This window comes from Neptuniibacter pectenicola (assembly GCF_001597735.1).
GTDB lineage: Bacteria > Pseudomonadota > Gammaproteobacteria > Pseudomonadales > Balneatricaceae > Neptuniibacter > Neptuniibacter pectenicola.
Map to the genome: position 1 here is coordinate 214963 of NZ_LUTS01000002.1, position 12759 is coordinate 227721.

Sequence of the window (12759 nt, forward strand, 5' to 3'; positions counted from 1 at the left end):
CCTTGCTTATGCGTTATTGGCTTAAACGATAGTTACAAGAGGCTGATCGTATTCAACCGGCTGACCATCCTCGACAAGAATAGCTTCAATTACACCACTCTTATCCGCTTCAATCTGGTTCATCATCTTCATCGCTTCCACGATACAGATAACGTCACCGGCTTTAACTGTTTTACCTACTTCGATAAATGCAGGAGAGCTAGGTGATGGCGCGCTGTAGAATGTGCCAACCATAGGTGACTGTACAACGTGGCCTGCAGTGATAGGCGCGTCACTTACTGCTTCGGCAGGAGCCGCCGCAACAGGAGCCGCTGCAACAGGAGCCGCTGCAACAGGTGCAGGCATAGGGGCTGTAGGATATGGGGCAACTACTTGTTGGGCCGCGCCACGACTTATGCGCACGGATTCCTCGCCCTCTTTGATCTCAATTTCGTTGATGTTGGATTCTTCCAACAACTCAATCAGTTTTTTGACTTTGCGAATGTCCATTCTGATCTCAGTCTCTCTAAAGCAACAATAATTAGTGATTTAAGCAATCTGTTTTATGACAGACTGCAAAGCAAATTCGTATCCTTGGGCGCCAAAGCCACAGATAACACCCTGTGCCACATCCGATAGGAATGAATGGTGGCGAAATGTTTCTCTGGCATGCACATTGGACAAGTGAACTTCAATAAATGGAATGTTCACTCCCAATAAGGCGTCGCGTAAAGCAACGCTTGTGTGCGTAAATGCGGCCGGATTAATAATGATAAAAGCAATCGCTTCCTGCTGAGCTTGGTGTATTCGCTCAAGCAAAACGTATTCTCGATTACTTTGACAATGTAATAGTTCGTGGCCTTGATCTTGTGCTTGCAGTATCAGCTTTTGGCAAATATCGTCCAGGGTTTCAGTACCGTAAACTTCAGGTTCACGGGTGCCCAATAAATTTAAATTTGGGCCGTTTAATAACAGGATTTTTGCCATGGTTTATTCCTGAAAATGGACAGAGCAGCTTAATCAACCGCTATAGTTTGCCGTAGTCTTTTTCTCTTGTCTATAATTTAGCAAGTTTTTGCTGTTTTAGCGCTTTTTTACCGAAAATGTCTTCTTAATCAAAGCTAAGACTGAATATAAAATGAATATTTGCTGCAGATGTGTATAAGAATTTCTTGATATTAATCCTTTTGGCTATGGTTTTGCCCTTTTGCCATCAAGATTGTTGACGTTCACTTCATAATTATAGATATTGCAATGCAGTAGCAGTGTTTTTTGTGTGGGATTGGTGGAGAAAAATAATGGCGATAGTTAAGCGCGTAGTTTTCAATCAGAAGGGCGGCGTTGGCAAGTCGAGTATTGCGGTGAATTTAGCAGCGATTAGTGCGGCGCGAGGTCTTCGTACCTTAGTGATTGATCTTGATCCTCAATGTAACTCGAGTCATTACTTATTGGGTGAAGGTTATCAAGATATAACACCTGATATTAAGGACTTTTTTGAGCAGGCGCTGACCTTTCAAATGAAGCCTAATGGACCGGAGCATTATATACATGCAACGCCATATGAAAATTTAAGTGTAATGCCCTCTAACTCAGACTTAGGTGATTTGCAGTCTAAGTTAGAGTCTAAGCATAAAATTTATAAGCTAAAAGATGCTATCGATGCGCTGTCAGAGCAGTACGATGCTGTTTATATCGATACGCCGCCCGCCTTTAATTTCTTTTCATTGTCCGCATTAGTTGCATCGGAACGTTGTTTGATTCCATTTGATTGTGATGAGTTTGCTCGACAAGCGTTGTACAGCTTATTAGCTAATGTGCATGAGACGCGTGAGGATCATAACGGGGAGCTTAAGGTTGAGGGAATTGTGGTAAATCAGTACCAGCCGCGTGCGGGCTTGCCAAAGCGTATTGTTGAAGAGTTGTTAGATGACAACCTTCCCGTGCTTGAAGCGAAAATATCGGCCTCGGTAAAAATGAAAGAATCACATGACGAAACGCGGCCGCTGATTCATATGGCGCCAAAGCATAAATTAACGCTTCAGTTTATTGATTTGTTTGAAGAGTTATCACGCTAATCATCTAACTTATCAAAAGGGCAGTAAGGCGGGTATCTGGCGTCTGCCTTTTTAGCTTTGCTTTTCGATATCTTCAGTATTTTTGCGTAGGCTTAGTATCCAAACTACAAGGAGCGGGATGCTTACTGCCAGTATAATAATTTCAGCCATTGAGCTTCCAAATCAAAGTACGGATATTCGATTCTAATTGGATTATAAAGTGGGGCAATAGAAAGTTTTTCAAGGAAATGTGATTATTTGTTGCCTGATTCATGCTGGCTGGAGCTGTGGATAAATCAGGCTCAAGTGTGTGAATAATGCCGCTGCACCTAAAGTTTATTAGCATATTCGTTTGCTCTTTAGGTGCAGGGTGATTGCTTTCTTAACAGCCCTTATCGCCGCTACAAGCGAGTGTTTCCGCTGCAGGGACCGCGCTGCCTATTTTTAACTTCCCTTGGTGTTCTCCGACAAAGAGCGTGCTTGTTGTGCGTTTGCCTTTGTTATTGATGTAGACAATGTTGAGCTGACCCGATGGTTTTAAATTGAGCTCATATTTTTTGCCATCTTGAACGTAGGAGGGTGGGGTGTTTTTAGCAATAGGGTCGATGTAGATACGGCGGATCTGTTTGCCTTTAAAATTTGATTTAATGTACTTTTGCAGCGAACGGCGGGATTCTTTATCAACGCCTTCCCAATTGATGAGATTGAATATGCCTTGAGCATCGCGGCTGGCAAAGGAATTAAGGTAGTTTTGTACGAATAAACTATTCTTATCAGCTATGGCCATGCTGGACATTAAAAGGCTAATAACGCATATGCAAAGTTTGGGAAGTGTCATTATTCACCTCTATTTTTATATTTTCCCTGAGACAGCTAGGCTAAGTATATCTATTTTTACTGATACGTGAAGTGGTAACTTAAAATTAAGCACGATTGACGGTGAGATTTAAGCGTTCTTGGGGAGGCGTGTGGTGGTTGACTAGTGTGGCTACGGTTGTAGACATAAAAAAACCTCGCCATGGCGAGGTTTTTTATACTGAAGCGGGCTAAATTATTTAGCGGCTTCGTAAGCTTTTACGCCTTCAACAATAGCGGCGCGTGCAGCGTCTGCATTGCCCCAGCCTTCAACTTTAACCCATTTGCCTTCTTCAAGGCCTTTGTAGTTTTCGAAGAAGTGTTTGATACGGTCTAGCTCAAGCTGTGGAAGGTCTTCGATATCCTTAACGTCACGGTAAGCTTTAGTTAGCTTGTCGTGAGGTACAGCAATAAGTTTAGCGTCTTCGCCTGCTTCGTCAGTCATGTTTAATACGCCTACTGGGCGACAACGAATCACGGAGCCTGCAATAACGGGGTAAGGTGTCATAACCAGTACATCTACAGCATCGCCGTCATCAGCAAGCGTGTTGTTGATATAACCGTAGTTTGCTGGGTAGAACATTGGTGCCGCCATGAAGCGGTCAACGAAGATTGCGTCTTCTTCTTTCTCAATCTCATATTTGACCGGAGAGCTATCTGCCGGAATTTCAATAATAACGTACAGATCGTTCGGTAGGTCTTTACCTGCGGGTACTTGTGCGAAGCCCATAATTGTCTTCCTGTAAACTGTTTTAAAAAAGTTATATCTAAGTCGGATTATAAGCGCAGCATGGGACGCTTAGAATACTACTTAAAGCTGAAACGGGTCGTTTTAAGTATTTAATTTTGCCGCACGACCATCGCTAGATTCAGAATGGTAGGTGAGCAAGGTTTCAACTTCTTTACTTGAGCCCAATGCTACAGAGCAGCGTTGGTGAATATGTTTAGGCTCTAAGTCGAGAATATTTTTATAGCATGTGCTTGAAACGCCACCGGCTTGCTCGATAAGCATACTCATCGGGTTACCTTCATACATAAGGCGGAGTTTTCCGGGTTTGCTGGAATCACGGCTATCCCATGGGTAGGCAAAAATACCACCACGGGTTAATACACGATGCACTTCTGCAACCATGGAGGCGATCCAACGCATATTGAAGTTTTTGCCGCGTGCGCCTTCCTCGCCTTGGAGTAAGTCGCCAATGTAGTTACGCATCTCATCTTCCCAGAAACGGTGGTTTGACATGTTGATGGCAAACTCATTGGTTTCTTTAGGAATGGTGACCTGTTGGCGGGTAAGGATGAAGTCGCCTGTATGGGCCAATGTGAAGAAGTTTACGCCGTGACCGGTTGATAGGGATAAGATAGATGATTGACCGTAAAGTACATAACCTGCGGCAACTTGCTTACGACCGCATTGCAGGTATGCTTCATCTTTTGTTGGGTCCATGCCTTCTTCAATCTCGAGTACTGAGAAGATGGTGCCTACTGAAACATTGATGTCGATATTGGACGAGCCATCTAACGGGTCGAAGATGACAAGGTATTTACCGTTCGGGTTACCGCCAACGGGGTGATCTTCCTCTTCAGAGGCAATACCCGCCACGAGCGCGTTGTCGAGTAAAAACTTTTTAAGCAGATCATTTGCTATAACGTCCATTTTTTTCTGGGTTTCACCCTGAACGTTAGTGTTATCCGTTGATCCTAGAACCCCGGCTAATTCGCCTTCACGAAGTTGGATGGCAACCTCTTTACAGGCAAGCATTAACGTGCCAATCAAATCGACTAATTTGTCTTCGGTTTCCTGTTGTTTCAGGAACTGGCTCAGGAGCAGCATTCTCGTATTATCTCGCAGATAGAATAGTTGAAAAGTTGGGCGAGAATTTTACGTGAAACTTAGAGGAAATGCATTGTTTGTGGCGCATTTTAGGCGCTTTATTATAAGATTTTCCGCTGGATCGCGGATAATGTTTGGTGGACAAGTTACCGCGCCCGCAAAACTGTTATGATAGACCGATATATTTGCTCATTTTTTATTATTTATTAGCCGGAGTTTGGACGTTGCATATTCACATTTTAGGCATCTGCGGGACCTTTATGGGATCGTTGGCAATTTTAGCCAAACAGTTGGGGCATAAAGTGACAGGGTCGGATCAAAATGTGTACCCACCGATGAGTACACAGCTTGAATCGCAAGGTATTGAATTAATTCAAGGCTTTGATCCTGCCCAGTTCACTCCTGAACCTGATTTGATTGTGGTGGGTAATGCAATGTCGCGAGGCAATCCTGCGATAGAGTATATGTTGGATAAAGGGCTTAACTATACCTCTGGGCCTCAGTGGCTTTCAGAGCATTTGCTTAAAGATAAGTGGGTTTTAGCGGTTGCAGGTACGCATGGTAAAACGACCACGTCGACCATGCTGGCGTGGATATTAGATCAAGCGGGCATGAAGCCGGGCTTTTTAATTGGTGGTGTGCCTTTAGATTTTGGCGTATCTGCGCGCTTGAGTGACTCGCCTTTTTTTGTCATTGAAGCCGATGAGTATGACACCGCTTTTTTTGATAAGCGCTCTAAGTTTGTACACTATCACCCCCGTACCTTGGTGATGAATAATCTTGAGTACGATCATGCGGATATCTTTCCTAACCTTGCCGCTATTCAAACCCAGTTCCATCATTTAGTCAGAATTGTGCCTAGTAATGGCCAGGTTATTTTTCCTCAAAAGGAAGCTGCACTACAAAAGGTGGTTGATATGGGGGTATGGACCGAGGTGGCTCAAACCGCTATCAGTACTGATTCACAGTCGTCTAGTGTGGAGTGGCAAGCTCGCTTGCTGACGGATGATGGCACGCAGTTTGAAGTGTTGCATCAGGGAGAGGTGGTTGGTGTTGTCTCATGGGGCATGACAGGTCAACACAGTGTGAGTAATGGTTTAGCGGCCATTGCTGCGGCGAGAAATGTTGGCGTTCAGCCCTGTTATGCGATTGAGGCGTTGAATTGCTTTGCTGGGGTTAAGCGGAGAATGGAGCTGTTAGGCGAGGTTGATGGGGTTAAAGTCTATGACGATTTTGCCCATCATCCCACCGCCATTGAAACCACTCTGCAAGGGGTGCGGGCGCAGGTTGGACACGCCAAGGTGATTGCGGTGATTGAGCCGCGCTCAAATACGATGCGTTTAGGTACGCATCAAGCGTTACTGGCTGAATCTATTACCAATGCGGATGCGGTTTATTGGTTTCAGCCACAAGGTATGGACTGGTCCTTGGATAGTATTGCTGCACAAAGCTCTGTGCCATCTACGGTCTATTCAAATACGGATCTGCTGATCAATGATCTGGTCAAAGCGGTAGAGCCAGGGTGTCACGTGGTCATTATGAGTAATGGTGGTTTTGAGGGTATTCATCAGCGCTTATTAGCCGCGCTAAAGGGGCAGTAATCATGGCAAATCTAAAGGCAGCGGGAGCGGATACGCAAGAGACTATTACCGTCGCTATAACGGGCGCCTCAGGCGCTCAATATGGATTACGTCTACTTCAGTGTTTATTGGCTGCCGATAAACACGTGTTTGTTATGATCTCGCGTGCGGCGCAAGTGGTCATCAGTACAGAGACGGACCTAAAATTGCCGGGTACACCGTCAGAACAAACCTCATATTTAAGCCAGCTGTATGATGCGAAGCCAAACCAGTTAACCGTGTTTGGTCGTGAGCAATGGATGGCTCCGGTTGCTTCCGGCTCGGGGGCACCGAGCAAAATGGTTGTCTGTCCTTGCAGCACGGGGTCACTCTCCTCGATTGCGACGGGCGCGAGTAATAATTTGATTGAGCGTGCGGCCGATGTGGCACTGAAAGAGCGCCGTCAATTGATTCTGGTTCCAAGGGAAGCCCCTTACTCCGAGATCCATTTAGAGCATATGTTAAAGCTGACACGCATGGGTGTTGTGATTATTCCTGCGAGTCCCGGTTTTTATAATCGCCCGACAACGATCGAAGATATGGTTGATTTTGTGGTCGCACGGATTTTGAATCAGCTTAATATTGAGCAAAACCTACTGCCTAAATGGGGCGAGGATTTAATTTAACAAAGGGGGAGCGTCACCATAGATGAAATTGGCGCTTCACCGGAGTAGAATTCGCGCAAGTTTTTATATTTGCATGTCTACCCTGTTCTTATTTTAAGTGATTCAATTTAATGTCAAACATTCTAGCACTTGATACGTCCACCGATGCTTGCTCTGTAGCCCTGAGTTGTAACGGCGAAATTAAAGAAGATTTTAGAATCATTCCTCGTCAACATACTCAGCAGCTTTTACCTATGATTGAAGCGATATTGGCGGATGCGGGCATTGCTATATCCGCGTTAGATGCAATCGCTTTTGGTCGTGGGCCAGGGTCTTTTGCGGGTATTCGCATAGCAACAGGGGTTGCGCAAGGTCTCGCCTATGGGGCAGATCTGCCTGTTCTACCTATCTCTACCTTAGAGTCGCTAGCTGTATCGGCGGCAAAGGCTGAAGGTGCGGACAACATTGTGGCTGCGTTAGATGCGCGTATGGATGAGATCTATGTGGCGAGTTACCGTATCGAAAATGGGCTGCCTGTGATGGAGTTGCGCGAACAAGTTGCGGCACCCAGTACGTTTGCGGTTGATGCTGAAGGGTATCTCGCTGTGGGGAGTGGGTGGCGTTATTTTGAAGCGATGCCTGAGTCAGTTAAACGTGCGGTTCAATTGAGCACTGAAACATATTATCCATCATCAAAAAGTATGCTTGTACTTGCGCTCGACGCGTGGGCGCAAGGGAAGGGCGTCTCACCCGAGCTAGCCCTGCCAGTTTATCTCCGCGACCAAGTCGCATGGAAAAAGAAGGATCAGCAATAAATGGAACTCTTTCAGGTCGTTATACTGGCCTTACTTCAAGGATTGACGGAATTTTTACCGATCAGCAGCTCCGCTCATCTTATTTTGCCTTCGCAGCTTTTAGGCTGGCCCGATCAGGGGTTGGCTTTTGATGTGGGTGTGCATGTGGGTACCTTGTTGGCGGTGGTTGCTTATTTTCGCAAGGACTTGAGCTCTATGTTTTGTGCGTGGTGCACAAGTTGTAGCGGTGGTCGTAGTGAGGATGCAAACTTAGCTTGGTTAACTATATTGGCCACCTTTCCTGCGCTGATTGTTGGCTTGTTATTAAATGATTTTATTGACCATAACCTGCGTTCTATTTTAGTCATTGCGGGTACTACGTTGGTATTTGGTGCGGTGTTGTGTTGGGCGGATCTGTTTCGAGTTGAAACCCGTCAGTTGAGTACGTTGACGGTTAAGGATGCCCTTTATATAGGGTGTTCGCAGGCGTTGGCGTTAATTCCTGGGACGTCACGCAGCGGTATCACTATTTCGACAGCCTTGATGTTGGGGTTTGAGCGTCAGGCTGCCGCCCGCTTTTCTTTTCTTCTCTCGATCCCCGTTATTCTAGGGGCGGGGTTGATTAAAGGTTTGGACCTTTATGCGCAAGGCGAAAGTGCACCTTGGTTGATGGTGCTATTGGGAACCGTAATAGCGGGCATTAGTGCCTTTAGCTGTATCCACTTTTTCCTTAAATGGTTAGACCGTATCGGCATGCAGCCCTTCGTTATCTACCGTATGGTCTTGGGGGTGTTCCTGTTGGCTGTTTGGTTTATGGGGCGTTAATCTCTTTGTTTGGAATAGTGGGTTTATATGTCTGTATCTGACCTTTCTGGTGGTGCCGTATATAGTGAGGGTGTTATTGCGGTTACTGCGTTGGATGACTCCTCCTGTTCGCAAGCGGAACAGTTGGCTGCCCAGCTTAAACTGCCTTTAGTCGAAATGTCAGCAGAGGTGGGGTTCGACCTACTGTTACAAGTGGCTGAATCGGGTATTCGATTGCAGCCCACAGGTAAAAAAGCACCCGGTGCGACCTACGCTGATTTTGTGTCAGGTGCGGTTGCTCATCGCCGTCAATTTGGCGGTGGTAAAGGTCAAATGATCGCGAAAGCGGTTGGTATTAAGGGCGGCGTTAAGCCTCAGATATTAGATGCAACGGCGGGATTAGGTAAAGATGCCTTTGTCTTGGCGACCTTAGGTTGTGAAATGACCCTGCTAGAGCGTTCGCCTATTATCCATCTATTGCTTGAAGATGGGTTGTTGCGTGCAGCGAATTCGCCGGAGGTTAGCGATATTATTCAGCGCATGAGGCTTCATCATGCCAATAGTATTGAGTGGATGCAGACACAGGCCGATCAAGGGGTGCGCTATCAGGTTGTGTATCTCGATCCCATGTTTCCCCATAGCGAAAAAAGCGCATTAGTTAAAAAAGAGATGCGTAGCTTTAGACCTGTTGTGGGGGATGACCTTGACGCTGACCAGTTGTTGGATGCCGCTTTGGCTATTGCTGACAATCGAGTCGTTGTTAAGCGCCCACGAAAGGCACCTTTTCTTGCTGGTCGTAAACCCTCTCTTCAGTTTGAGGGAAAATCTAGCCGTTATGATATTTACCCGTTAAAAAAACTATAACCTGTCAGTTATCTCCCTTCGTGCTTTAGATCTTCGGTAGTGGCGGACTGTTACTGTTGTTGCCAAGCTTTGCGTCTACGAGTGAAATCATATGGGGTTTTAAAATCTTCTTCGCTTGGGTAAAGAGTGCACTTGTATCAAAGTTACTGCTTAAGCGCCCATCCACTTTGGTTAAAAAGTCCAGTGCGTGTAGTTGCTCAATAAACGATTCGAGCACTCGCTTATCTTTGTATTCAGGTGTGCTGTAACCATATTCTTTGTGGATCAGTTCCGCTATTTTTTGGCTGCTTTCTATCAGGTCTTCTGCGCTTATTTCGTTGTAGCGCGCCAAGGTGCGTAACACAATATAGTAACGTAACAGTATCGGCTCAGCTGTCAGAATCAGGGTGTTGACCAGCGGGTTTGATGTGGTTTTCCAGCCACCCTCGGCATTGCTTTCTAACAGATTTTGTTCAACCAGTACGGTCCGTATCTGTTTTAGAAGGTCGGTAAGATCCGATAGTTCCCATTGCAAGAAAAGCTCCGCTTGAATAAAAGGGTAGATCATTTTAATGGTGCGGTTAATGCTTAGGGCTTTGCCGCTCTCTAGCCTGTGGGCGAGGAGCAGGTACATGCTGGGTAAGATCAGTATGTGCTGGATATTATTTCGATAGAAACAAAGCTCTTGGGCTTGGTGTTGGTTGATCTTAATTAGATTGAGTTTTTGATCAATCTGCCCCATTTTTGCGGCTTCATTGATCCAATCGGAAGGTTTTCCTTCGGGTATTAGTTGCAACTCAGGATGCAGTGTTTTTAGCAGATTAAGTAGGCGCGTACTTTTATCGCTGAGCTCCGCGACCGATTGTGATGGACTGCCTCCCAGCAAACAGGTAGCCAGTAAACTGCTCTGCGTAACCTCTGCCGCTTGGTTGATGCTACGCATGACTTTAGCGGCAATCTGTTTTACATCGTCTTTGGCAGGGTTCTCACAGTGGGTGTGCTCTTCTAGCAGCAATGGTTCGCCAAAGCTTAGTAGAGTGTTGCCAAACTGTTGGCTGAGTATTTTGCTGGTGGCGAGCAACGTGGAGATCGACTCCTGCTGTTTTTTCTCGCCCGAAAGCTCTTTTTGGTAGCTTTTACTTTCGACCAGTCGGTCATAACCAACCCAAACTGGGATCAGCGCGACGGGCTTTTGAGGGTTGTCACGATAAGACTCGATGCTCATGGATAGTAGCCCTGTTTTCGCCGCGAGTAAGCGACCTGTTCGGCTACGCCCCCCTTCAATGAAATATTCCAATGAATGGCCACGATGGGTCATCTGTTCTAAATAGGTTTTATAGAGACAGCTATAGAGAGGGTCTCCGTGGAACTGTCGGCGCATAAAAATGGCACCTCCACGTTTTAGAATAGGCCCTATGATTGGAATGTTTAGGTTTTCGCCCGCGGCAACATGGGGGATCATTAAACCGTGGCGATAGAGCACCCAAGATAACAGCAGGTAGTCCATGTGGCTGCGATGACAGGGTAAGTAGATCAGCTGGTGGGTTTTAGCGATCTCTTGTACGCGGTCAATATTGGCAATTCTGACTTTTCGGTACAAACGGCCCCAAACCCAGTTTAAAAGAGGGTCGAGTATGCGCGTTGTAATGGGGCTGAAATCCGCGGCTATATTATCGAGCGTGCGCACGCAATGACGTTCGATACGGTGCCGACTGGTGCCCCGTTCCTTTGCTTGTTGGTCAATAGCTTGCTGTACGGATGGGTTTTTGATGACCAAGTTAATTAAGGTGCGTCGATGTGAGAGGTCGGGTCCAATAATTGAGCGGCGAGTAATGCTGAAATGGGTGCGCAGTACCCGTGCTGTTTTTCGGGCGGTGGCTTCGCTGTCTTCGTTTTTATTAATCAGTTGTTTAAGTGCGAGTGCTTCATCTATTCGAACTAAGGTTTGTCTGCCGTTGATCAGTAGTTGAAAAAAGCTACCGATAGGGCCCGCTTCATGCCACGCTTCGGCGTACAAAAGGTTGAACCAAGATTTCTCTCTGTTCGGTAGGCGGCCATGGAAAATGGCAATAGGTATAATCAGTGTGTTGAGTTTGTCGTTGCTTTTTTGTGCATTGACCAGATCAGTTAAAGCTTCGCGTAAGGGAGCTTGACCTTTGGAATCGGCAAACAGAATCTGCTCATCTTTGATGTGACGCTGCTGCTTACGGAGTAGGTTTTTTAGTAAAAGCTTATGACTGAGCCTGTTTGATTCCAGTATGTAATACACATGATCTGACGCTGACTGTTGTGGCAACAGCAGTTGCGGGTTAACTAGCTTCGGGCGCGTGACTAACTTGATAAAGAGGCCGCCTAAGGCGTGTATGCCGCGTTCGAGCAATGGGATCATGTGCGCTTACCTTAGTAATGGGGAGGAGGTGGCTCATCCTCAGGTCTATTTGCAGGTAGATCAAGGGTTATGCTTTTTACCTGTTGGCTGAAGATTTTCATCATTCGGGTCAACTTGAGTATTTCTAACTCTTGAGTAGAAACAATACTGTTAAGTTTATCTAGCGTATCTTCTTGGAAAGCAACGCGCGTTTCCAGTTCATCAATACGTTCCTGCTCTGTCATGACTGTTTCCGTTGTTTAAAAATGACTAAATGTTACCGTGTTCGATCTAATAAGGCTTATAGGTCTTGATTCGTTAGTCTCTTAGCATAGTTTATCAGGCCTTGAGATTAAACGCCGTTTGAATTTTATTCGCTTTATTTGCATAAGCTATTGAATAAAATCACAAAATTAGCTATACATCTTTAGCAGGTAGAAATAATTATTTATACTACCAATGTTAAGTGCTTTTAATGTGATAAATGACAATATAATAAATGAGGGTTAATCAGTTGATTCGTAGTCTGATTGTGAGTGCTATCGCCGCTGTTTTGGTGCCTGTTTTGTTGGGTTCGGTAGCTGGTATAGAAGTTGAGTTATCTAATATTGCTGCATTAGCAGTTGTGTTCGTTGTGACATTTGCTGCGTCTTTCTTTGCTGCACTTGGTAACAATACTCAATCTGGGGCTTCGGCATTTAACGGTGCTGAAGAAGAGTATATTGATGAGAATGATGATCGTGAACAGGGCACAGTAAAGTGGTTTAATGTGTCTAAAGGTTTTGGTTTCATTACCCGCGGTGAAGATGATGATGTCTTTGTTCATTTTCGTAATATCCGTGGTCGTGGTCACCGTTCGTTAGCGGAAGGCCAAAAAGTACGTTTCCACGTACGTGAAAGCGATAAAGGGTTACAGGCTGAGGACGTTTCAGTCGTTCGTGACTAGCTTGTAATACGAGCGGCGAGGCTGATTGATTCAGTCTCGCCGTTTTTTTTGCCCACGT

General features: G+C 45.7%; 14 protein-coding genes. 7 read left to right on the forward strand and 7 right to left on the reverse strand.

The genetic code is table 11. The features are described 5' to 3' along the window. Positions 1-21: 21 nt before the first annotated feature. Together accB and aroQ are read right to left on the reverse strand one after the other, a co-directional pair. Positions 22-489, reverse strand: coding sequence for an acetyl-CoA carboxylase biotin carboxyl carrier protein (accB, locus tag A3773_RS03555; RefSeq protein WP_067983163.1), 468 nt, complete (start codon positions 487-489; stop codon positions 22-24). A 39-nt stretch (positions 490-528) separates the two neighbouring features. Then, complete coding sequence (aroQ, locus tag A3773_RS03560) at positions 529-966, reverse strand: type II 3-dehydroquinate dehydratase (RefSeq protein WP_067983165.1); 438 nt, start codon at positions 964-966, stop codon at positions 529-531. Between the two features lie 311 nt (positions 967-1277). On the opposite strand from aroQ, the gene A3773_RS03565 reads away from it, so the two are divergent. Beyond that, positions 1278-2054 carry a ParA family protein gene (locus A3773_RS03565; protein WP_067983167.1) on the forward strand — a complete coding sequence of 259 codons (777 nt, stop codon included), beginning with the start codon at positions 1278-1280 and terminating at the stop codon, positions 2052-2054. Between the two features lie 361 nt (positions 2055-2415). Here the strand turns inward: A3773_RS03565 and A3773_RS03570 are convergent, their stop codons facing one another. The 3 genes from A3773_RS03570 to A3773_RS03580 all read right to left on the reverse strand — a co-directional run bounded on the left by A3773_RS03570 (position 2416) and on the right by A3773_RS03580 (position 4722). Then, on the reverse strand, positions 2416-2871 hold the full coding sequence (locus tag A3773_RS03570; protein ID WP_156473430.1) for a hypothetical protein: 456 nt from the start codon (positions 2869-2871) through the stop codon (positions 2416-2418). 213 nt (positions 2872-3084) lie between these two features. Then, on the reverse strand, positions 3085-3618 hold the full coding sequence (gene ppa / locus A3773_RS03575) for an inorganic diphosphatase (protein WP_067983170.1): 534 nt from the start codon (positions 3616-3618) through the stop codon (positions 3085-3087). A gap of 102 nt (positions 3619-3720) precedes the next feature. Continuing rightward, positions 3721-4722: a class 1 fructose-bisphosphatase gene (locus tag A3773_RS03580; protein ID WP_067983172.1), complete on the reverse strand. Its 1002-nt coding sequence runs from the start codon at positions 4720-4722 to the stop codon at positions 3721-3723. A 224-nt stretch (positions 4723-4946) separates the two neighbouring features. Here A3773_RS03580 and mpl point away from each other — a divergent pair, with 224 nt between their 5' ends. The 5 genes from mpl (at position 4947) to A3773_RS03605 (ending at position 9408) form a co-directional block, all read left to right on the forward strand. Continuing rightward, on the forward strand, positions 4947-6323 hold the full coding sequence (mpl, locus tag A3773_RS03585; protein WP_067983547.1) for a UDP-N-acetylmuramate:L-alanyl-gamma-D-glutamyl-meso-diaminopimelate ligase: 1377 nt from the start codon (positions 4947-4949) through the stop codon (positions 6321-6323). Positions 6324-6325: 2 nt separating this feature from the next. Further along, positions 6326-6967 carry a flavin prenyltransferase UbiX gene (locus A3773_RS03590; protein ID WP_067983173.1) on the forward strand — a complete coding sequence of 214 codons (642 nt, stop codon included), beginning with the start codon at positions 6326-6328 and terminating at the stop codon, positions 6965-6967. 110 nt (positions 6968-7077) lie between these two features. Continuing rightward, entirely contained in the window at positions 7078-7761 is a 684-nt protein-coding gene (gene tsaB / locus A3773_RS03595; protein WP_067983174.1) for a tRNA (adenosine(37)-N6)-threonylcarbamoyltransferase complex dimerization subunit type 1 TsaB, read from the forward strand. Continuing rightward, the gene (locus A3773_RS03600) at positions 7762-8565 is read left to right on the forward strand and encodes an undecaprenyl-diphosphate phosphatase (RefSeq protein WP_067983175.1); all 804 of its coding nucleotides are present in this window, start codon (positions 7762-7764) and stop codon (positions 8563-8565) included. A 27-nt stretch (positions 8566-8592) separates the two neighbouring features. Then, a complete protein-coding gene (locus A3773_RS03605; RefSeq protein WP_067983176.1) occupies positions 8593-9408 on the forward strand; it encodes a class I SAM-dependent methyltransferase in 816 nt (271 codons plus the stop codon). A 25-nt stretch (positions 9409-9433) separates the two neighbouring features. Here A3773_RS03605 and plsB read toward each other — a convergent pair whose 3' ends face one another. Both plsB and A3773_RS03615 read right to left on the reverse strand, forming a co-directional pair. Further along, on the reverse strand, positions 9434-11776 hold the full coding sequence (gene plsB / locus A3773_RS03610) for a glycerol-3-phosphate 1-O-acyltransferase PlsB (protein ID WP_067983178.1): 2343 nt from the start codon (positions 11774-11776) through the stop codon (positions 9434-9436). 11 nt (positions 11777-11787) lie between these two features. After that, positions 11788-12000 carry a SlyX family protein gene (locus A3773_RS03615; RefSeq protein ID WP_067983180.1) on the reverse strand — a complete coding sequence of 71 codons (213 nt, stop codon included), beginning with the start codon at positions 11998-12000 and terminating at the stop codon, positions 11788-11790. Between the two features lie 254 nt (positions 12001-12254). Here A3773_RS03615 and A3773_RS18505 point away from each other — a divergent pair, with 254 nt between their 5' ends. After that, entirely contained in the window at positions 12255-12701 is a 447-nt protein-coding gene (locus A3773_RS18505; protein ID WP_067983183.1) for a cold-shock protein, read from the forward strand. Positions 12702-12759 lie beyond the last annotated feature (58 nt).